19 protein-coding genes are annotated in these 22395 nt (G+C 46.0%); 16 read left to right on the top strand and 3 right to left on the bottom strand.

Translation table 11 applies throughout. The features are described 5' to 3' along the window. Positions 1–191: 191 nt before the first annotated feature. Positions 192–1181 carry an LCP family protein gene (locus QFZ77_RS01940; RefSeq protein ID WP_307449178.1) on the bottom strand — a complete coding sequence of 330 codons (990 nt, stop codon included), beginning with the start codon at positions 1179–1181 and terminating at the stop codon, positions 192–194. 234 nt (positions 1182–1415) lie between these two features. Between QFZ77_RS01940 and QFZ77_RS01935 the strand changes: the two genes are divergently transcribed. Genes QFZ77_RS01935 through QFZ77_RS01925 form a run of 3 tightly spaced genes read left to right on the top strand, consistent with a single transcriptional unit; the run spans position 1416 to position 4050 of the window. Continuing rightward, a complete protein-coding gene (locus QFZ77_RS01935) occupies positions 1416–2471 on the top strand; it encodes an ABC transporter ATP-binding protein (protein ID WP_171641283.1) in 1056 nt (351 codons plus the stop codon). Next, on the top strand, positions 2464–3258 hold the full coding sequence (locus QFZ77_RS01930; protein WP_307435369.1) for an ABC transporter permease: 795 nt from the start codon (positions 2464–2466) through the stop codon (positions 3256–3258). The genes QFZ77_RS01935 and QFZ77_RS01930 overlap by 8 nt, the downstream gene beginning before the upstream one ends. A 3-nt stretch (positions 3259–3261) precedes the next feature. Continuing rightward, entirely contained in the window at positions 3262–4050 is a 789-nt protein-coding gene (locus QFZ77_RS01925; protein WP_307435366.1) for an ABC transporter permease, read from the top strand. A gap of 60 nt (positions 4051–4110) precedes the next feature. On the opposite strand, the gene QFZ77_RS01920 is transcribed toward QFZ77_RS01925, so the two are convergent. Beyond that, complete coding sequence (locus QFZ77_RS01920; RefSeq protein WP_307435362.1) at positions 4111–4908, bottom strand: YheC/YheD family protein; 798 nt, start codon at positions 4906–4908, stop codon at positions 4111–4113. 210 nt (positions 4909–5118) lie between these two features. Between QFZ77_RS01920 and QFZ77_RS01915 the strand changes: the two genes are divergently transcribed. From QFZ77_RS01915 to QFZ77_RS01890, 6 genes are all read left to right on the top strand, one after another. Beyond that, complete coding sequence (locus tag QFZ77_RS01915) at positions 5119–6333, top strand: phenylacetate--CoA ligase family protein (protein ID WP_307435358.1); 1215 nt, start codon at positions 5119–5121, stop codon at positions 6331–6333. 14 nt (positions 6334–6347) lie between these two features. After that, positions 6348–7349 carry a 2,3-diaminopropionate biosynthesis protein SbnA gene (sbnA, locus tag QFZ77_RS01910; protein WP_307435354.1) on the top strand — a complete coding sequence of 334 codons (1002 nt, stop codon included), beginning with the start codon at positions 6348–6350 and terminating at the stop codon, positions 7347–7349. Beyond that, on the top strand, positions 7330–8310 hold the full coding sequence (locus tag QFZ77_RS01905) for a 2,3-diaminopropionate biosynthesis protein SbnB (protein WP_307435352.1): 981 nt from the start codon (positions 7330–7332) through the stop codon (positions 8308–8310). Before sbnA ends, QFZ77_RS01905 begins: the two co-directional genes overlap by 20 nt. 299 nt (positions 8311–8609) lie before the next feature. Next, positions 8610–9887: a phytoene desaturase family protein gene (locus QFZ77_RS01900; RefSeq protein WP_307435349.1), complete on the top strand. Its 1278-nt coding sequence runs from the start codon at positions 8610–8612 to the stop codon at positions 9885–9887. Positions 9888–9927: 40 nt separating this feature from the next. After that, entirely contained in the window at positions 9928–10827 is a 900-nt protein-coding gene (locus tag QFZ77_RS01895) for an RNA polymerase sigma-70 factor (RefSeq protein WP_307435346.1), read from the top strand. Between the two features lie 402 nt (positions 10828–11229). Further along, complete coding sequence (locus QFZ77_RS01890; RefSeq protein ID WP_307435344.1) at positions 11230–12252, top strand: DUF3221 domain-containing protein; 1023 nt, start codon at positions 11230–11232, stop codon at positions 12250–12252. Between the two features lie 51 nt (positions 12253–12303). Here the strand turns inward: QFZ77_RS01890 and QFZ77_RS01885 are convergent, their stop codons facing one another. Then, positions 12304–12711, bottom strand: a complete 408-nt coding sequence (locus QFZ77_RS01885) for a VOC family protein (RefSeq protein WP_307435341.1) — start codon at positions 12709–12711, stop codon at positions 12304–12306. A 140-nt stretch (positions 12712–12851) separates the two neighbouring features. Between QFZ77_RS01885 and bcp the strand changes: the two genes are divergently transcribed. The 7 genes from bcp (at position 12852) to QFZ77_RS01850 (ending at position 22339) form a co-directional block, all read left to right on the top strand. Next, the gene (bcp, locus tag QFZ77_RS01880) at positions 12852–13349 is read left to right on the top strand and encodes a thioredoxin-dependent thiol peroxidase (protein ID WP_307435339.1); all 498 of its coding nucleotides are present in this window, start codon (positions 12852–12854) and stop codon (positions 13347–13349) included. An 86-nt stretch (positions 13350–13435) separates the two neighbouring features. Further along, on the top strand, positions 13436–14788 hold the full coding sequence (locus tag QFZ77_RS01875) for a PepSY domain-containing protein (RefSeq protein WP_307435336.1): 1353 nt from the start codon (positions 13436–13438) through the stop codon (positions 14786–14788). A 25-nt stretch (positions 14789–14813) separates the two neighbouring features. Beyond that, positions 14814–16055 (top strand): MFS transporter, encoded by a 1242-nt coding sequence (locus QFZ77_RS01870; protein ID WP_307435334.1) that lies wholly within the window; start codon positions 14814–14816, stop codon positions 16053–16055. Between the two features lie 154 nt (positions 16056–16209). Next, positions 16210–17646: a polysaccharide deacetylase family protein gene (locus QFZ77_RS01865; RefSeq protein WP_307435331.1), complete on the top strand. Its 1437-nt coding sequence runs from the start codon at positions 16210–16212 to the stop codon at positions 17644–17646. A gap of 64 nt (positions 17647–17710) precedes the next feature. Continuing rightward, positions 17711–18688, top strand: a complete 978-nt coding sequence (locus tag QFZ77_RS01860; RefSeq protein WP_307435328.1) for an AAA family ATPase — start codon at positions 17711–17713, stop codon at positions 18686–18688. A gap of 8 nt (positions 18689–18696) precedes the next feature. Continuing rightward, positions 18697–19911 carry a DUF58 domain-containing protein gene (locus QFZ77_RS01855; RefSeq protein WP_307435325.1) on the top strand — a complete coding sequence of 405 codons (1215 nt, stop codon included), beginning with the start codon at positions 18697–18699 and terminating at the stop codon, positions 19909–19911. Continuing rightward, the gene (locus QFZ77_RS01850) at positions 19898–22339 is read left to right on the top strand and encodes a transglutaminase-like domain-containing protein (protein ID WP_307435322.1); all 2442 of its coding nucleotides are present in this window, start codon (positions 19898–19900) and stop codon (positions 22337–22339) included. Before QFZ77_RS01855 ends, QFZ77_RS01850 begins: the two co-directional genes overlap by 14 nt. Positions 22340–22395 lie beyond the last annotated feature (56 nt).

Genomic DNA, 22395 nt, shown 5'->3' with positions numbered 1-22395 from the left:
ATGGTCTTACAAAAAGCCCCTACTCGAAGGGCGCTAAGCCCTCTAGCCAAGTAGAGGCATAAAATCTCAATTGATTAATTAACTTCGTAATTCTAACCAACTAGCTTAGTCTTCGTCCAGTCACCATAAGGATGTTTCTCATCCGTAAAGCCAGCCGTTCGCACTATGCCAGAGCGTCCTGCAACGCCTCATCACTTCGTCGTCTTCACCGCAGACTTCGGTGTAGGTGAAGGTGATGGCTTCGTAGGACCAGCGTCAGCCTCAGCCTTCCCTGCAAAAAGGTCCTTCACATATAGCTGCAGCTTCTCTTTGTTCGCCGTAATGACAGCGGCGCCGCGGACGTTTTTCTCGATCAGGAGCTCGGTTGGCGGTAATTGGGAGCTGACGATTCCGTCAGCTTTCGCCTCATAACCAAGGCCGCCAAGCTTGAGCATATCCGTCACACTGAGGTTCGTATCGATATAAGGATCGATGGCATTTAGAATTCTTGGCAGCTTAATTAAGGAAGAGGTTGTTTGCATTTTTTGCGCGACCGCAGTTAGGAACTTCCTCTGACGTTCCGTACGCGAGAAGTCGGACAAAGCATCGTGTCGAAAGCGTACATACTGCAAAGCCGTTTTGCCATCGAGATGCTGAAGCCCTTTTTTTAAATTAATATCATACACATGATCATCTTCCGAGTCCGAATATTTCATATCTTTCTCGACGTCAATATCAATTCCGCCAACGGCATCAATGAGTGCAATGAATCCTTTAAAGTCGGTATAAACATAGTACTGAATAGGGATGCCGAGCAAATCACTGACCGTTTTCATCGCTAAATTCGGACCGCCTGATGTAATGGCTGTGTTGATGCGATCTTCACCTTCGCCTGGGATCTTCACATAGGTATCTCGAAGGATAGAGAAAAGATGAGCCTTCTTGGTCACGGGATCAATCGATGCTAGCATTATACTGTCCGAACGGGGCAGCTCATTCTTCGTCATCCCACGCGAATCTCCGCCTAGAAGCAAAATGTTGACTCGCTGTTTGTCTTCCCATTTTGGTGGGATGAATTTATCCCCTTTATCTTTAATATTCTGGGCAATCATGGTGCCGCTGCCTTGTGGATTGTCCGATTTATGGGAGATATTGTTCGCGAAATTATAGAAAGAATAAGAATAATAACCAGCTACCACCATAAGCAGCAAGCCGATCAGGAGCAAGGTTCGTTTTATGATTCTCAAAGGTTCTGCGCTCCTTTCGTAGGTAGAGGTAATCTGTACTTTTTTTTCTTACAGAATTCATGTATCATGAGTGTGTTGTACAATTCATCTTTATGATCCATATTATAGAGGTTATGAAACTTCGATAGCAAGTTACGGCGATTTTTGCCGTTATATGTAGCCGAGTCTACACAGACAGGGGGTAAATTCATGTTAGCGATTGATGTTCAAGATCTGCGCAAGGAATTTCAAGTTCAGCAGAGCCGCGGGGGTTTAAAAGGCGCATTCCAAGATTTATTTCAGAGGGAATATAAACAAATTACAGCTGTGAAAGACATCAGCTTTCAAATTCCTAAGGGCGAAATTTGTGGATATATAGGTGAAAATGGAGCTGGCAAGTCTACTACCATCAAAATGCTGACGGGTATTCTAGTACCTACATCAGGACATATCAAGGTCAATGGTTTCGTTCCATTTAAAGAGCGTGAGAAATTCGTAGCCGGAATCGGTGTTGTTTTCGGTCAACGCAGTCAGCTCTGGTGGGATATCGGTGTCGTTGAATCGTTTCAACTATTGAAAAAGGTGTATCGGGTATCAGAAGCCGATTACAAAAAGCGTCTCGACGAGCTCGTCGATCGTCTACAATTATCGGATTTGTTATCACGTCCCGTTCGTAAGCTAAGTCTAGGTCAACGGATGCGCTGTGAGTTAGCCGCTTCCCTTATTCATAACCCAGCGATTCTGTTCCTCGATGAACCGACTATTGGTCTAGATATCGTAGTGAAAACAGAAATTCGCGAATTTCTCAAATCGCTTAATCAGCGTTACGAAACGACGATTTTGCTTACAACGCATGACTTGCAGGATATTGAAGCATTGTGTTCCCGTGTTATCATGCTCGATGATGGCCGTATTATTTATGATGGCGGACTCGAAGAGCTGAAGGTGAAATGGGGCAAAGGCAAAGAAGTCGTGCTGCAATTTGAGCATCCGACCACATTAGCTCGTCTTCAAGAGCTTACGCGAGGCCTAGATGTTGCTTGGCAGCTTGAAAATGAGCTGTCCGCCAAAGTGTTCATACCGCACGAACGCGCCAATGTTTCTGAGGTGCTTAGCCGCGTAGTCGGCGTTTTGCAAATTCAAGATATCAAAATCAATGAAACGAATACGGATGATATCGTCCGTGAAATTTATAAAGCCGGCTCAGCCGATGTGAAACGTCAAGAAGAAGTGCCGCAGCCAGAGGGAGTCGCGTCCCATGCTTAGTGCTTATTTAGAAGTTATCCGCATGCGATTTCTCATGATGCTTGCTTACCGTGTTAATTACTACAGCGGCATTTTGATCTATGCACTCAATATTGGTTCTTATTATTTTGTATATAAAGCAATTTATGGTGAGCAAGCTATAATTGGCGGCCTGACGTTAGGTCAGATGACGACTTATGTGGCCATTTCCTGGATGGGGCGCGCTTTTTACTTCAATAACTTAGATCGTGAAATTGCTAGTGAAATTCGTGACGGCAGTGTAGCCATCCAATTTATTCGTCCTTATAACTACGTTTTTGTAAAAATGATGCAAGGATTGGGAGAAGGCGTATTCCGTCTGCTTCTCTTCACGACACCGGGAATGTTCTTCATATGGCTTCTCTTGCCGATTGAGTTCCCAACCGATCCAAGTCTGTGGGTTATCTACTTCGTGATGCTGTTTTTCAGCTTTCTGATTAACACGCAGCTTAATATCATTACGGGATTATTCGCTTTTTTCTTGGAAAACAACGAAGGTCTGATGCGCATGAAGCGCGTTGCCGTCGACTTGTTCTCCGGTTTAATTATTCCGATCTCCTTTTTCCCAGGATGGTCCAAATCGGTCTTAGAGTGGCTGCCTTTTCAAGCGATTACTTACTTGCCGAGCGCTGTTTTCACAGGAAAAATCACAGGTACTGCGATATTCCAAAGCCTTGGCGTCCAAGTGCTGTGGTTCCTGCTTTTAATTATTCCGATCTATGTCCTGTGGGTTAAATCCAAAACGCGTCTTTTCGTACAGGGGGGTTAGCATATGAAGTTCTATATCTCCCTAGTTGTTGAATATTTGAAAAATTACATGAAAACGCGTCTCACCTACCGATCCGATTTCTGGATTGAGGTTTTTTCCGACTTGATGTTCAATGGTTTAAATCTATTCTTCATTCTCGTCGTATTTTTGCAAACACAATCGCTTGGCGGCTGGAATCAAGAACAAATTTTGTTCATTTACGGTTATTTTATGATTCCATACGGCATATTCATCACTTTTTTTAACTTATGGGGCTTCAGTGAACGTTATATTGTCAAAGGGGAGATGGACCGTATCCTGACGCGTCCCGCCTACAATCTATGGCAATTGATGCTCGAAAACATGAGTCCATCTTCACTATTTAGCGCATTAGCAGGTCTGATTGTCATGATCTACTCGTGGGTTCAGCTCGAGATTCCGTTTCACTGGCATGATCCGCTCGTCTTTATTGTACTGGTGATTGGATCGATTCTCATTTATGCAGGAGTATACATCTCGCTGACGTCGCTGGCCTTTTTCTCTGATGCGCCGACAGGTATTCTGCCGTTGATTTGGAACATCCAAAACTATGGACGATATCCGGCTACGATTTATAATAAGCTGCTCCGAACGATCTTGACGTGGATTCTGCCTTTTGCGTTCGTCGGCTTCTATCCGGCCGCTTATTTCATTGATCCAGAGAATTGGAAGTGGTTTGCCTTGCTGACACCGGTTGTTGGTATTGTTTTCAGCATCTTGGGTATTACGGTTTGGAATATTGGCGTGAAACGGTACCGCGGCGCGGGATCTTAATAGTAGACTGAAAAGCCCAATTCTTGCTAAAAAGCAGGAACTGGGCTTTTTTGAGTATGACTATTTGTTTCCCTTAGGTGCTTTCTTCGCCTTGGAACAGGTCAAACAGTATCGCCTGCCATAGACTTTGGCATAAGTGATGATTTTACGGATGATCGCTTTATCTTCGAGCTTGGTGAAAGGACAAGGGTCAGGTCGTGTATTAACTTCCAAGATCCATGGTTTCAGTTTGCGGTCGACAGCGATATCGATTCCGAGTTCATTCATGGCAGGATAGGAGCGGCTGAATTGCGCAGCTGTTAGCTGTGCTATTTGCTCCATCTTTTGCAAAAGCAAGCTCGTGGCTTCGCTTCCGTGCTTGGGTTCAATGAGATCAGCGGCTTTGTAAATGGTACCGCCTTGGCTGCCGTTGGTAACGGCTTTACGTGGATGAGCAACACGCCCAGCTGTTCCAGTACATTCCCATCCACCGGATGGTTTTTTTTGAATCATGACGCGGAAATCGAAAGGGTTTCCTTCGTGCTTCAAGACGTGAATGCCTTTCTGAATGAGATAACGTTTGCTGCCGCAGCGACTCTGTATGGATTGGAACAGCTTCTCAAATGTTGGAAAGGTGAATATTCGTACTCCGCTTTGATAGCGGTAAATCCCGCCCTTTTTATCGACTCGCATCACGCCTATACCTAGGGAGCCGGCATCAGGTTTGACATAGATCATTCCGTACCTCGCCAGCATAGCTGATAGCCGTTTTTGGTTAAAAGGGTGAGTAGGTGGCATATGTTTTTGCAAATTCTTATTTCTAAGTACAATTCGAGTCTTTATCAGCTTACTTGCAATGATCTTGCGGGTTTTGTTCATGGATAGGATCCTCTTCACTATTGAGAAAATAGATTTCCTTTAACATATGAATTGAATGGCATATAGGTGTAAATACCAGACCAAGTTTTGTGACAACTAAGTTATGAATAAAGAACTAAGGCAGGACAAAACGCATAGGATATGTAGTTAGCAGTGTCTGGATTATCGGTTGTTTATGAGGGGAAAACGGAGAGGAGGAACCATCCTTCCATGCGCATTATGGAAACGATACATGGGATGAAACGGCAATTTTCTTGGTATCCACTAGGGCATGATCTAGAGCGGTCGGATGAGGAAAGTGGGGCGTTGACTGCGCTGCCGCTTATGTCAGCAGCTACTCTAGAGACGTTTTACTATACGGAAAATAATCCTTTTCATCAGCGGGCTGATTTGAATCGGTATCAGACATCGGGTACGAGTTCCAAACGGCGAAAAACGATTTTTTACTCAAAATCGGATGAAGAGGCTTACCTGCGCATTAAGCTGGATATTTTCCGTAGGATTCTTGATGGACACAAGTATCGGGCCGCGATGGCGGATATGGGTACTGGACACGCGGAGGCGACGGCTGTAGAGGTGTTCCGCGAACTGGGTATGGAGGTTGAAACATTATCCTTCCAGCTTCCTGTTGAGCAGCATATTGAAAGACTGGCAAGCTTTAGGCCGGAAGTGCTGTATACAATGCCGTCCATTCTAGATCGCATTCTTCTGGCCTCTGTTGACCCTGCTGCGTATGGGATTTGCCATGTTATTTTGGTTGGGGAAATTGCTGCGCCAGGCTGGATCAAGCGGGTAGCTGAAAGGCTCAGCATCGCTGAGGAACAAATAACAGATACGTATGGTTCTATTGAGATCGGGACTATTGCTTACTTTTCACACGAACATAGGAGGTATCTGTTTGCGGATGGACTCTTGGCTGAGGGGGTCAGCGCGGAGTCGCTCGGAGAGGACTTGGAGCCTCTAACGGATGAGCAAGAGCAGGTGCTAATACTGACGTCAACGGTAAGAGACTCGTTTCCTGCATTGCGTTACGTTACTTACGATGTTGTTCGTGATTTGCGTCCTATTATGGTGGATGGTGTTCCTAGACAAAGTTTTCAAAGTATAGTGAAGCGAATAGGGCCTGATCTGAAGCACGGAGAGAAGATAAGCATCTACGACATTGAAGATGTCGTTTATCGTCATTTAGGAAATGCCAGTGTTCGTGTGAATGTGGCGGGAAATTCATTACGTGTATATGTGTTCAGTACGAATGCAACAACAGCGGTTCTGGAAAGTATTCGCTTTGATGTGGAAAATCGCATTCCAGAAATCGGCATGATGATTAGAGCCCGGATATTAGCAGGAATTCAGGTTATCGGAGGTACCTTTGAAGATTCGCTAAGCCGCGCCTCCGTGAAGAATAAAAAAATCTTTTATACGTGAAGGAGGGAATGCGTATGCAGCTTGAAGGGGGTATTGTGGAAGCGATCGGAGGCACGCCGCTCATTCGACTTGGACGGTTGTTCAAAGATCAGCCATTCGAAGTCTACGGGAAGATGGAGTGGATGAATCCAGGGGGCAGCGCGAAGGATAGGCCAGCACTCTATATGCTTCGAGAAGCGATACGGCGTGGTGAAGTTACCAGCGACAGCGTCATTGTGGAATCGAGTTCAGGTAATTTGGCTATTAGTCTTGCGCAGCTGTGCTGTTATCTGGGACTGCGATTCATCTGTGTGGTGGATCCCCGCACAACCGAGCAGCATAAGCAGATTATCCGCAGCTTTCATGGAGAAATCGATCTAGTTACGGAACCGGATACGGTGACCGGTGAATTCTTGCCCGCACGGATTCGGAGAGTAAGTGAGCTAGTTAGACAAATACCGAATGCGTATTGGACCAATCAGTATGCAAGCCCTGACAATGCCAAGGCACATATGGAGACGACCATGTCAGAAATCGGGGAGCAATTGGGACTGATCGACTATTTATTTTGCGGTGTAAGTTCGTGCGGAACGATTCGAGGGTGTATGGAATATATCCGAAGTCGTGGGTGGTCCACACAAATTGTTGCAGTGGATGCGGTAGGCAGTGTCATTTTTGGCGGGGAAAAAGGTTCGAGAAGGTTCCCAGGGCTCGGCGCTGGAATGACACCAGGTCTATACAGGCATGATGTAGCGGACCTTGTCATGTACGTTTCAGACTTGGATTGCGTGGAAGGCTGCCGTGCTTTGGTACAGAGTGAAGCTATTTTGGCTGGGGCCTCTTCTGGAGGCGTTATTTCTGCAATACGCAAAATGAGCGGGAGTATCCCTGAAGGAGCGGTTTGTGCCGCCATTTTGCCAGATCGAGGCGAGCGCTACTTGAACACCGTATACAACGACGAATGGGTGCTGAAAGAGATAGGCTTTAATCCGAGTACCTGGCATGGGAGACTGGAGTATGATTTATTTACACGATGACCATATCCGAGATATCGGTATCGATTGGACGAAGTTAACCGACATCATCAAGGATGTCGTTGCCATTAAAGACAATGGTGACTGTGTACACCCCTTAAAGCCGTACTTACGATTCCGTGATCAGGCAAATCGGATTATAGCGATGCCTGCGTTCGTAGGAGGAAATATTGAGATCTCGGGAATTAAATGGATTGCAAGCTTTCCAAACAATAGCCGCCTCGGTCTTCCCAGAGCGCATAATACCATTATTCTAAATAGGCCTACTACTGGTGAGCCTCTGGCATTTATCCACAGCGGCTTACTGAATGGCTTGCGGACAGCAGCGGTTAGCGGTGTCATGCTAAGTCATTATATGGCAGCCAGGCAGTCTGCTGATTTGCGTCTCAGTATAATAGGATGGGGACCGATTGGTCGGTTGCATCTAGATATGTGTATCGCGTTATTCGGAGAAAAGATTAAACGGGTGACTGTGTGCGATCTGAAGGGTGTCGATCCAAGCACGATTCCGGCTGCTGTTCAAGGGATTACTGAAGTCACAAACGATTGGCGGTCCGGTTATCGAAACGCTAACGTAATTGCCACATGTACCGTAGCTGCAAAAAGGTATATCGATGAGGCCCCGCCAAAAGGGGCACTGCTGCTCAATATATCGCTAAGGGATTATAAACCGGAAAGCGTGGCCAAGGTGAAGGCTATTATCGTAGATGATTGGCGAGAGGTGTGTCGTGAAAATACGGATATCGAACAACTGCATCTGCTGAATGATTTACAGGAATCAGGTGTTCTAACGTTAGCAGATATTGTGCTGCGTAATCGATTAGCAGCTGTTGCCGCGGAGGAGTCCATTTACTTCAATCCGATGGGTTTAGGTGTCTTCGATATTGCTTTAGCCGGGTACTATTGGGAGGAAGCGTTGAAGCTCGATAAGGGTGTAAGGCTAGAGAGCAGTCGATCTGTTTGAAAAATGGTGACAAGAAGAAGCGCTGGCTCTGGTGGAGCAGTGCTTTTTTTGACATGTGATTTCGCCCAAGCCCCACAGCGTAAACCGTTCATTTTATATTTTTGATCAATTTTATCCACATAATTATCCACAATTCCACAGGGTAAAAAGTCCCGTTGTGTATAACTTTCATGCACAATGTCAACATATCCACAGATAAAGATATCCACAAAGAAAGTTTGATTTTGAAACCGTATCTGTCACAAAACACCTCCCTATTTCGCCTTAAATATGAAAAGCGAAAACGGAGAGTGATGAACATGAAAAAATACGACACAGCGATTATTGGCGGAGGTTTAGCTGGATTAATTGCGGCCATCGAATTAGCTAAGGGTGGAAATAAAGTGGTTATTTTGGAGAAATCGGGACGCTTGGGCGGCAGGGCCATTACGAATAAGAAAAATGGTGTTTTCTTTAACTTAGGCGGGCATGCGTTATACCGCGCTGGGAAAGCGTACTCGATTTTACAAGAGCTTGGAGTTCGCATAGATGGGGGGGCGCCTTCATCCAAAATGAACGCCATCTGGAACAATCAAATTCTGCCAATGCCAGCGAGTCCGATCAGTATGTTATCATCTAAGCTTCTATCATGGTCTGGCAAAATGACTCTCCTGCGATTGGTAATGAAGTTAAACAAAATAGACTCAACCACTTTAAGAAATTCAACTTTGAGGGATTGGGCTGAAGGTGAGATTCCTGATCCGATGGTGCGTCATATTTACTATGCGCTGTGCAGAACCGCCACATATACGCACGATCCAGATTATCAGCTGGCGGGTCCCGTACTGGCACAAGTACAGCGTTCACTTAAGGGAGTCCTGTACCTCCATGGTGGCTGGCAAACGATCGTGGATCAGCTGCATGAGAAAGCGGTTCAAGCGGGTGTGCATATCGTCAGCGGCAAAGATGTGAAAGAGATCGTGCATCAGGCGGGCAAGGTTCAGAAGCTTAAGCTTGCCGATGAGGAATATATAGAAATCTCAAACGTAATCAGTACGGCTTCCCCTTACGAGACCTACAAGCTTGTTCGCAATGCTGATCACACCATACTGAAACTGTGGAAGGATGAGGCCCGTCCATCGAAAGCGGCATGCCTTGATTTAGGATTGAAGAAGCTGCCCGCCCGCGGACGAGATTTTGCCATCGCTCTGGACCAACCTATTTTTTTCTCCCATCATACCGTCCATGCCAAGCTAAGCGATAATGGTACATTGGTTGTGCATATGGTGAAGTATAACGGTTCTGGTGAAAGCGATCCTAAGGCGGACGAACAAATGCTCACCGCTACCATGAATACACTTCATCCTGGCTGGGAGCAAGAAGTTGTCGCAAGACAGTTCCTACCCAATATAACGGTTGTCCATGACTTTATGCATATAGGTAAATCGGATAGATTTACAGGTCCATCTGTTCAGGGTATACGTGGCCTTTATGTGGCTGGGGACTGGGTCAGTCATGGTGAAATGCTCGCAGACGCATCGGCGGCAAGCGCCAATCGAGCGGCAGAGGCTATTTTAAAAGAAAGCCATTTATCGTAGAATTGCCATATCATCTAAATAGAGTGAGGAGCTGTGCGATATGGAGTTAGCCGGATCTTCCGAGCAGGTGTATACATCGTATAAACCGTTTTTGTTCTCACTTGCCTATCGGATGCTTGGGAGTGTCATGGATGCTGAGGATGTCGTGCAGGAGGCATTTCTATATGTGAATGAGATGAATCCGGCGCATGTCCACAATCCTAAAGCGTATTTATGCAAAATTGTTACCAATCGGTGTATAGATAAGCTGCGTTCCGCCAGCAAAAAGCGCGAGGTCTACGTAGGTCCGTGGCTGCCGGAACCACTTATAATGAGTGCTGACAACCAGACAGAACCTGATCGCTGTTATTCGCAAAAAGAGTCCCTTTCGACCGCGTACCTATTGCTGCTGCAGCAGCTGTCTTGGGTAGAGAGGGCGGTATTCTTACTGAGAGAGGTACTCCAATACGAGTATGGCGAAATTGCGGAGATTGTTGGGAAAAGCAGCACCAATTGCCGGCAAATTTTTCGCAGAGCCAAAAGCGCGATTAGCAGCTTTCCGGATCGCGAAGATGATCCTAAAGATCAGCTCAAGCAGCCTGTATTGGAACAAACTTCAGCTGTCGTGGAACAATTCGTGCAGGCTTTAGTATCTGGCAATGTCGGTCAGTTGTTGAACATCGTCAAAACGGATGCCATCCTTTACTCTGACGGTGGAGGTAAGGTTAAAGCGGCTATTCGGCCTATTTTGGGGGCGGAACGTATCGCCATGTTCTTTTCCGGGCTTCTTTCCAAAGTGCCGCCTGGCTTCAGTTATTCATTAACGACTGTGAATGGTCAAATGGGTATTGTGGCTTACAATGATGGCCTTCCGTACAATGTAATTTCCTTTCATGTTGTTGATGGCCAGATAGCTACTATCTATCTCGTAATTAATCCTGACAAATTGAGGCATATATAAATTAGCTCCTGCTCAACCTTCTTACGCATGATCTCTTAGGGATTGTGCGGAGGAGGTTTTTTTTGTGCACTCCTCAAATGGCTTCATAACGTTAGCTGCAAAAAATACATCAAATTTCGCGCCATCTGCGTTTTTGAACGTAGTTGCTGCATTTCCTACATCTAATTGTGCCTGAAATAATGGTTTTGACCCTTTCGCGTAACATTACCTGCGCAAAATGCAGCTAAATCTCTCTAATAGGTCGTTTCGGCGATAATTAACTGTATTAAATACATTAAGTCCAGAAAGTGTGCTCTCATACCTCTAGAGTTGACTTCTGGAAAAAAGGTTTTTTATGAAACAATTGGAAATTCTTTGCGTCTAACTAGTAAAGAATCTAGAGATTTGAGGTGCAGTAGACCAATGAAGTCCATACTCTTATTGCTATTATTTGCATGTGGTTTGTCTAGTATCGGGAACCAAGGTGACGTCGCCGTTCCCCCAACTGAGGTGGAAAGTGTCTATGAGCTACCATCCCCGAATCCTACAGCTCCACTGCCTGAAAACTTGCAGGATCGAATATTTCATCTTGAAAATGTGTATAAACAATTATCTGTTAAGCCAATGAGTATTTCTAAGTCTGAGAGTGAATACCCCAATGGTGCCTTTCATCTTCAGCTTCTTAAGCTAGGTAATCATCGTGAGGAATTGAGCTTACAGGAGAAAAGCCAGATTAAAGAAGCCATCTATAAGGCCACAGGGGCACGTTTCTCACTTGATATTACAACTTTGGTTATACCGAAAGAGGAGGAGTTGGTTGGGTATATATCCGAAATAGATAGGGAGGAGCAAAAGATTCTCCTTGTTAATCCTGAGGCCTGTTTAGATAAAGAATGCAAGGAAATAGAGAAGTTTTGGGTGAGTCTCGAAGACGATGCCGTAATCGTAACGAATAACAGTGACGGTTCAAATAAGTTTGAGGATCTAAAACTAGGAGATTTGCTCCATGTATGGACTACACAAGCCGTATTGCAAAGCTCTCCTCCGCAATTCACAGCGCTTGATATTGAGGTGGTGGAGCCTCAGGATGAGACGCCAATTGCACTTTCAGCTTTAATGAAGACAGATTTTAATGGCATTAAACAAATCGATGTCAGATTCGGCGACGGTAAAAAGCTGGCCATTACAGATACAAAGTCTCTTGAGGAGATATCATCAAAATTGAAAAGAATTGAGCTTGTCCGAGCCAATGATAAAAGAACCTTTTATGGGTTTCTGTACGGGATGGAATTAACCATTGGGGATAACAAGTTTCTGTATGGTACCAATCTAAGGTTTGATAACATTAAATATAAGCAAAATTCAGTTACAACCGAACTAAACGACTATATCGTAGCGCTTGGAAGAGCCAGCATTCCGAATTTATTACCTGGCATACAAAGATAAAAAAAGCTGCTCACGAAGTCATCACGACTCGTGGCAGCTTTTTTGCTATTGTTACGAATCAGAAGTTTCTTCGTCTGCATAAATGGAATGAATGTTTCCTTCGGGATCAGCGAAAAAGGCTGTTGTCTGCCCCCACGGCATAATAGTTGGTTCCTTAATTGCAATAGCACCTTTGGTAAGGATGTCCCTATAAGTTTTTTGGACTAATTCCGGTGAATCACAGGGGAAACAGAGCTCGAACGATTGACCTTTACGTTCTTCTAAAAAGGAGCTATGTCCATCGGTGTTAATAGCCATTAGTCTTTTTGAGCAAATAGAAAAACGGACTCCAATATTCTCGAATTCAACATATTCTTCAGAATCAACAATTATTTTAAAACCTAGTGCATCACGATAAAACTGAGCTAAAAGAGGCACGTCATTCGATAGAATAGTAATTGCGGCTATGTTTGCTTTCATTAAGAACACTTCCTCTCCTTTTTAAACTACCATATTTTTCTTTGTAAAAGCTAGTTGGATAAGATTCGTTTGATGTTCTCCCATAGAATGTCGCATAATGAATAAAGACAATAGCCGGATAATTAGAGGAGCGAACATAGATGAGTAAAAAGATACAGATTGAAACAGAGACAGCCAAGCGACGGGCGCCCTTATTTACACTTCCTGCATCCAACGGGAAAAACGTATCCTTACAGGATTTTAAAGGGAAGAAACTTGTCATTTACTTTTACCTACAAGACAACACGCCAACCTGTACCCAACAATCGTGTGATTTTCGTGACTATAATGGTAAGTTTGCACAGCTAGGCGTAGAAGTGATCGGAATTAGCCCTGATGAGCTGAAAGCTCACGATAAGTTCATTGCGAAATATGAGCTGCCGTTCCTACTGCTCTCTGACCCTGACCATCAGGTAGCTGAGAAGTTTGGTGTATGGGCATGGAAGAAGCTATATGGCCGCGAGTATATGGGGATTGTTCGGTCTACTTTCCTCATAGATGAAGAGGGATATATCGTCAAGGAATGGAGTAAAGTGAGGATTAAGAATCACGTGCAATCGGTTTTAGACGCTGTAATGGCATTGAATGCAAGTAGCTAATACGCCACAAAGAATGATGGAACTTTTTTACAAATTACTCGTCTAATTCAATTGCAAGGGAGAATATTTGTGAAGAGGGGAAAGCGATGAAAAAGAAGCTGATTGTTTCGATGTTGTCTATTTTCGTGGCATACGGAAGTACAGCGTACGGGGCTGTGGAGGAAACCCATTGGGTGATGAAGGAGCTCAAGGATTACAAGCAGTACATCGTGCCTTATAGGGACAATGCTTCGACACAAGGTACGATCACGCAGAAAGAGTGGGATTCATTCCAGAGAAATGTACTGGACGGGAGCAATCTGAATAAACCCATACTACTCGATGATTGGGCGACGGCTCTTAAAATGGCGGCGGATTTGCCGGGAAAAGACCGTGATGCCTGGATCAGCATGTATGTTCACGGGCTGGGGCAAGGGACGGAGATTACCCGCGAAAATGCAGTCGGAGGGATGGTAAAGCTGTTGATCGGTTCTTACCTCAAGGGGAGCTGGTCTGCGGAAGAAGTAAAGCCGGCAAAAGCGCTGCTGGATCACCAGGATATCAGCGATAAGCAGCGAGGTCTGGTTGAGATTGCGTATGTCCAGGGAATTTTGGATGATTCGGTGAAAGAAAAGTTTAGGCCGAACGATAAGCTTACGAATGCTGAAGCAATTTCTATGATGTTTCGGGTAATGGGTGAATTGGCGTATGATAAGCCAGATCTGCCGGCAAACCATTGGCTCAGCGAAGAACTGGAGTCTGCCTACCAAAGCAGCAAGCTTCCAAAGCAGATGCTTAAGGTGCTACGCCGTGCTTTTCAAGATCCGATGAACGCCGAACGCAATATTCCTGTTGCTTTGTGGCACGAAATGCTCGTTTCAGGACTGCCGGTACCTGCCTATATAAAGGATAAAGCATTTATGTATACGCTCGCTTATGATAAGGATGGAGGAATACTTCGGGACAGAGCGGTAGTCGGAGTAACTAAGCTTGGAGAAAATCCAAGAAGCGCAACTGCGGAGGAAAAAATGAAAGCTGAAGAAGCGTTTGCAGATTATGGCGCTGCTTTTGACTCCGATAAAATCGCTGTTGCTTACGGAGATGGCCTTTTGGAGGGGCGGAACGGTCAAAGCTTCGGCGTCCACGGTTACCTAACCTATGCTGAGGCGGCTGCTCTTGCTATCCGTGCAAGCTTAAGGGAGGCTTTGAACGATACCCCTTTGCTAATTGATGAGAAGACCGCATTACAAATAGCCAAAGAAACGGACCCCGATTCTGAAGCCGAATGGAAAGTAACCTTCAAGAAGGGGCTGGTGCTCCATTACAACACGAACAGGTTAATCTATGACGGATGGGTCGTAGAAGCGGTCTATCCAGCAGGAAACAAAATGGTTGTGTATATTGATGCCAGAACAGGTAAAATCATGGTCCTTGGGGAGATTGAAGCTCCTATAGGGTAAACAGAAATGAAAGGACTTTTTTCACATGTGGATGATGCTCAAAGACCGAAGAATGATGTTTCTCATGATAGCCAACATCTTATCCTCGATCGGCTCAGGAATAACCATGATCGGCGTGCCGTGGCTATTAGTGAATCGAGCCGGGGGGAGTGAGATATTTGGTTATGCGACGCTAGCATCAACCATAATACTTTTCTTCCTATCGCCGCATATCGGCGTGTATATTGACCGTATTTCCCGAAAGAAAATGCTGCTGGGCAGTGAAGTTGTCGGCGGATCAGTCACGCTGCTATTTGCGCTATGGGGATTAAGTGCGGGGCATTTTGAAACTTGGCAGTTGATCGTCATTTATTTTAGCGGTTCTCTGTACTACAACGTTCACTTTCCAACCCAGTTCGCTTTTACACAGGAGATCTTCTCGAAGGAGCAGTACAAAACGTTAAATTCCATCCTCGAGGTCCAAAATCAATCCACATCAATGATTGCTGGCGGTTTGGCGAGTCTACTGATTGATCATATCGATTTTGCATGGATTCTATTAGCGGACGCGATGACTTACTTTTTGGGTTTTGGTCTATTTTTGCTTATTCCTTATATCAAAAACAGGTCTGTCACGGCAAACGGTGCCGTCTCTATGTGGTCGAATATCAGAGAAGGCTTCGCTTATTTGAAAACGAGACCGCTATTAGTTATGTTTTTCCTTTGCGCACTGATGCCGTTTCTTTGTGTTATGGTCGGTAATTATCTTTACCCCGTGTATATCACAAGTGTCCTCCATGGTGGGGCTAATGTTCTCGGGGCAGCCGATATGATTTTTGCCATCGGAGCTGTCGTGGCAGGTTTAACGGTCCCGCTGCTCATGCAGCGTTTGGGTTCCTATTATACAACGATTCTTTCGTTTGTCATTTTCAGTCTGTCGATTGTTTTCTTTTACGCGTTCCCTTTTGTCTCTATTTTTCTCCTATTCAAAACGTTGAACGGATGGGGGAATGCGGGGAGTCGCGTAGCGCGTAATACGATTTTGATGGAAATGGTGCCAAATCATTTGATCGGTCGTGTGAACAGTTTTTTCAATACGGTAGGGATGGGTATGCGAGTTCTACTCATTGGTGTCTGTACACAAATTGTTTCTTTTCAAGGCGCTAGGATGGCCATTCTTTTGCTCGGAGTCTTATTAGTCGTTAGTTTCATAGGTCTTATTAGCAGCAAGCCCTTGTTTAACGTGGCAACTCAAACGAAAAATGAGGCTGTACCACAAGAAATATAGCAATAAATTGAATAAAGCAGCTCAGGTCCTTTCACTAGAAACTATCCTTCTCACTCTGAGAGGGGTAGTTTTTGTTTTAGTGACATACTCTTGATCGTTCTCCCATATAATCTATCAGCTAGCAAAATGATAGAACAAGCGGAGGGATCATCGGATGCGCTTTCGTCCACAACGTACAATCAACAGGCAGAAACGAGTTCAACTTTTAATGGCAATCCTTTTACTAGTTTCTCTATTTTTCTCTACGATTTCGGCAAATGCGACAGAGAACGATGGATACTCCGCACAAGAAGGGCAAGACCTTTATCAAAAGCTCAAAACAGGTAAGCGCCCGCAGAGCGAGAGGACGTATGAAACACCGGAACAGCCTACCGTTTACTTGACCTTTGACGACGGTCCTAGCAAGCTGACGAGTCAGGTGCTGGATATTTTAGATAAAGAGAATGTGAAAGCTACGTTTTTCGCACTTGGCGAACAAGCTCAGGCACACCCTGCATTGGTCAAAAGAATCGTGCAAGACGGACATACATTAGGCAATCATTCCTATAATCATGTATATAAAGAGCTGTATAGCGATTTCCAAACTTTTTGGGACCAAATCCAGCGTAGTGAGGACGTATTTGCCAGTTTGGCTGGTACCAGACCGCAATTGGTGCGCGCCCCGGGAGGTACATATACGAATTTCGATGCGTACTACTATTATTTGATGGATCAGGCGGGTTATATCGTTACAGATTGGAATGTTGACAGTGGTGATTCCAAAAGATTACATGTACCCGTGAATGAAATTTGGCAAACAATTAAGGGATCACCGCTCGAACACGAGATCAACATCCTGTTTCATGATGGCAGCGGGCATGAGTCAACGGTAGAGGTATTGCCCCAAGTCATCAGCTATTACAAAAAATTAGGTTACGCCTTCGCTCCCCTTACGACTCAGGTTAAGCCCAAACAGTTCCCCGTGGGTAAGCCGAAGTGGTCGAGAAATATGAGTTTGGCCCATTTCCAAGAGCTAATGAAAGAAACACAGCAATATGCTTTAGCACATGTTCAGACGGATCAAGATCAGAAGGATGCTGAACAGCATCTCGCCCAGCAAACCGCAGTAGCCAGAGAAGAAACGGCACAAATTCTCTCCGCGCAGGCGGCGTTACCGCTGCAAATTCATGTGGCCGGAGGCAGCAACTTTACAATTGAACCTATAGAGTATCAGTTGCGTACAAATCGGATTGAACTGCCGCTGCGCTTTCTTATTGAGAAAATGGGCGGGCAAGTAGAATGGCTGGCTGAAAAGAAGACAGCGAATGCACATTTTGGTGTTTATGATTTGGAATATGATTTGTCCGCTAGAAGTATCAGGCTGTATACCCTAGGTAATAGCGTAGCTACCTATTCATTAGCGGATATGGATTTCAAAGACGGTAAGATCATCGTTCCTTTACGGAAAACCATAGATTTACTAGGCGGGCGAATTACGGATACTGTCATAGAATCTAATAAGCGAGAGGTGTCTGTGGCATTACGGCCTTTTTATATATTTAAAGAGAATGATAGTCTTCTGAAAAACTCTCTATTTGCCATGGGAGGGTAATGTCTAAAATAGTAGAGGGCTGGAAAAACTAGAAGCATACCCTTATAAAGGAGGCTTCTTGTCTATGCAGTCGAAAACCCGAATATTCGATCAGCCGCAGCCTCTCGTGGAACGGATGATCATGAACGTAGAGAAAGTGATAGTTGGAAAGAGAGAGACGATAGAGAAAGCGTTCGTTGCTATGCTGAGCGGCGGCCATCTTTTGCTAGAAGATGTACCCGGTGTTGGGAAGACGATGCTTGTACGTGCCTTGGCAAGGACGATTGGTTGTGAGTTTAAGAGAATTCAGTGCACTCCTGATTTATTGCCGTCAGATGTAACCGGTGTATCTGTATATAATGTGAAGACGAATGATTTTGAGTTTCGCCCTGGACCTTTAATGACACCCATCGTGTTGGCAGACGAAGTCAACCGTACCTCACCGAAGACACAATCTGCTTTCTTAGAGGCGATGGAAGAGAAGCGGGTTACTATTGACGGAGTGAGTTATGAATTGCCTAAACCCTTCGTCTTATTAGCTACGCAAAATCCTGTGGACTATGAAGGTACTTATGCGCTGCCGGAAGCGCAAATGGATCGTTTTATGATGAAGTTGTCACTTGGATATCCAACGCCTGAGCAAGAAATTCTGATGCTGGATCGTCTGCAGGACCGTCAGCCGCTGAATCATTTGAAGCCCGTTATCGTACAGGATGAGTTTGTACAATTACAAAGAGAAGCAACCATGATTCATGTCGATAATACGTTAAAAGATTTCATTGTCCGTCTGGCTTTGGCAACTAGGGAGCATGCTGATTTGTACTTGGGTGCAAGTCCAAGAGCATCCTACGCCTTGATGCGCGCTGCGCAAACATCTGCTTATATGAAGGGCAGAAGTTTCGTGGTACCTGATGACATCAAGGATTTGGTGCTGCCGATCTGGACACATCGGCTTATTCTGACTTCCGAAGCACGAATGACTGGTAAGTCTGCGGATACGATTTTGACAGGCTTACTAACCTCCTTACAAACTCCTGTTCTTCGTTACGTCTCGGGGAAGTAGGGCCTACTATGAGAAGCTGGGGTAAAACGTCGCTATTGGTTGTGGGATGTGTGCTGTCCATTGTTTTGGCCTATTGGCAAGGTGGATTTGCCGCTTGGTATATAGGGATTTGTTTGACATTAATCTGGATTCAGGCTGGATTATTTTATGTGTTCGCATTAAAAGGACTAACCGTTAGCCGGCAGTTGTCTGGCGAAGTCTTCGTGTCCGGTGAAGACGTGACCATCACTTTACAAGTTGGGCATCGTACTTTATTGCCGCTGCCTTGGATGATTATTAAGGATACTTGGATTCATGAAGGAAGCGGGGTGAAGCTGTGCTACAGCAAGCTGCTTTTCCCATGGTTTCGATCAGCCTTCATCCTCCATTATAAAATGACGGGTCTTATGCGAGGTGTTTATCGGTTCGCAGGATTTGAGGCGGTGACGGGTGATTTATTTGGCTTTGCTGTTCGAAAAGCATACCGCGATGATCTTCATCGGTGTGTCGTTTATCCGAGACCAGATTCTTTGACCGGATCCGGCATGACATTTCTATCGGAGGATGGTGATGTGCCTACCGTCCGTGGCCCTAAAACCGATACTCCGCTAATTAGCGGCGTTCGTGATTATGTCAGCGGTGATCCCTACCGCCGCATCCATTGGAAATCCACAGCCAGGCTGAGCCGGCTGATGACCAAAGACCCCGAGCAAGCATCCTCCGCGAAGCGGATGCTGCTGCTCGACGCGGCGCCTGCGGCAGGTCCAGCTGAGGCGGCGCAGCCGCTGCTGGAGAAGGGCGTCGCCCTCGCGGCTGGCTTCTTCGAAGCCGCCGCTGGCGGGCGCGAGAGCTGCGGCTTCGCCAGCAGCTCAGGCAGCAGGCGAATCGCGCCGACGATTCGCCCTGATCTAACGCTCGCGTACGAAGTACTCGCGAGCGTGGGCGGCAAGCCCGCCCTTTCCTTTCCTGACCTCGTCAGGAAAGAGGCGGCGGCCTTGCCGCTGGATGCGTCGATGCTGTGCATCACATCGACGCTGGACCTGGCCTTGGTGCGCGCGATCGCTGATGCGCGCACCAAGCGCCGATCCGTGCACGTGATCTACGTGCACGCGCGGCCCTCCCTCTCGGTCGCCGAGCGAGAGGGAGCTTCTCAGCTACAGGCCGTAGGCTGCAGCTTCACGGAAGTGCCGCACCCCGTGCGCCAGTGGCCAAAGCAAGGAGGTGTCGCGGATGCAACCGCTTGAACCCCACAGCGCGCCGCGCGCTCTTTCACGCCCTTTACGCACAAGCGCAGACTCGTCGCGCTTGAAGTCTCGCTCTTTAGGCACTAGCTCTTCACATACCAGCGCAGACTCACCGAGCGCGCTCTCCCGGACTTCGTCATCACATGCGGGCGCTCATACTACTATCCCATCAAGCCCAATCTTCCATTCAAGCGCCATCTCTAACGCACAGTCATCAACGCCAATCACCAACACCTTTTTCCGAGACAGTCTAATCTCACTGCTGCTCTTCCTACTGCTCTCAGAATGGCTCCGTCCTCTAGCCTGGATGGCAGACGCCTCTATTCAAATCGGTCCCATTCTCGTTGTGTTTGCGATCTGCATCGCCATAGACTGCTTCAAGGTCCCTTATGTTTGGGGATGGACAGCCAAAAGCGTCATTATCCTGCTCTTCATCGGCTTTATGTTTGACCGTGAAGGCTTTCTAACCGGAGCATGGATTATCGATTTGGTGAGGATCATTTCTCAGGATGTGGTTTACATCGTTCGAGCTCATTTCGACCTTATCAGTGGTCAAATGCGAACGCTGCTCTTTCTGTTAGGTTGGTCGCTCCTGATCTCCGTTGTGCAGGCTCTCATGCTGCAGAGGCAGCATAGTCTCTGGTTTGTTGCGGCCACGCTCATCTATCTTGTCTTCTTACAGTTGGTACTTGGCGCGGATACCGTTCAAGGTATTATGCGCACAATAGGATATGGACTACTTCTGTTATCGCTGCTCAATCTTTCTAGAATTGAACAAACCTATAGCATCTCTTCGGTGCGTTCGAGCGGCGTTTTTCAATGGATTGTAGTCAGTTTGGTCGTAGTAAGTGCACTAGCTAGTGTAGGGTGGTACTCGGCAAGGCAGGCGGAGCCTGCTTCTCTCATGAAACCAGTTAGTTGGGCGTATTTATACGATCGCATATTTGAACTTTACAAGGAAGATACGGGGGCTAACGGTGTTTTTGCTAGGTCTGGATATGGTCAAGATGATTCCTCCTTAGGTGGTCCACTCCAGGTGGACACGACCCCGGTATTCACAGCGAGAACATCCGAATTAACCTACTGGCGCGGAGAGTCCAAAAGCTTCTACGACGGCAAAGGCTGGACTGAGCCCAATCAAAAGCTGGAGCCTTACGTTACTTCTTATCAACTATTCACAGGTCGATCCGTGGTGCAGGAAATTCTGTGGAACACGAAGTCGCCTAATCACCAATTATTTGTGGGTGGGAAGTTACTAGGCGTTGATATGCTTTTGAGCGAGAAGGGGAAACCGCTAACACCGAGCAGCCTCCTTACATCTAAATCTAATGGTAAAGTAACTCTGCCTGAGATTGTGGATCCATTGTCTTATTACAAAATAACCGTCCAACCCGTGCAGGAAGATCCAACAGTACTCAATACAGATACGGGCAGCTATCCCTCTGACATTGTAGAGGATTATCTCCAGCTTCCGGCTGCAATGCCGCGGTCTGTTCGCAGCATTGCCGAGCAAGTGACAGCGAATCGTTTGACGCCGTATGCCAAAGCGGTTGCAATTGAGCAGTATTTAAGCAATACCTATACCTATAGTCTCGAAAATCCAACGCATCCAAGCCGCAACGAGGATTTTGTCAGTCATTTTCTGTTCGTAGACCAAACAGGGTACTGTGATCATTTTTCAACCTCGATGGTCGTATTGCTTCGTTCTGTCGGTGTACCTGCCCGCTGGGTAAAAGGTTTCGCTCCAGGGACACTTCAAACATCCACCGACGGCGATGGGCTCAAGGAAGTTATGGTTCGCAATCAAGATGCGCATTCATGGGTAGAGGTTTATTTTCCTTCTATGGGCTGGGTACCGTTTGAACCTACGCCGGGTTTCTCGGGTATTTCGTCCGACCATCCGAGAGAAACCTTGACGACAGCTGCCATGGAGCAAGCGGCGATGACTGCTTCACTCATGAACATTCCCACATCAACTAAGTTTGCAACCAATCCAAGCGAGTGGCTTCATGCAACGAAGGATAGAATCGTCAATTTTGCAAAGGCTTATAGGGAAGCTTTCATTGTTCTAATCGGATGTTGTCTCCTTCTTGTGAGTATTTTCGTTTTGCTTAGGCGAAAAGGTCTCCTATTGAATACGCGGCTGTATTTTCCAATTTACAAAGCCGAGCAGGGCAACTCACACCCCATGACACCTTATATGGATCGTTTATGGATGCAGCTATTTCGCAAATACGGCACAAAATCTGCTAGCCAGACGGTACGAGAGTACGTCACAACTCTAAATTTCAAAGATCAACGGCAGAAACAAGCGCTGCTCGAATTTACCTTGATTTACGAAAGTGTCCGTTATGATACGGCCAATTCATTGACCTATACGAAGAGGGAAATCACCACGATTTGGAAAGCCATTCAAAAGACACATTAAACCCCTTTACATCCTAGGTACCTAATGTTTAAAATTAGTACCTATAAATAGTGATA

This window comes from Paenibacillus sp. V4I3, from assembly GCF_030817215.1.
Classification (GTDB): Bacteria; Bacillota; Bacilli; order Paenibacillales; family NBRC-103111; genus Paenibacillus_E.
This window is presented reverse-complemented; position numbering and strand designations above follow the sequence as displayed.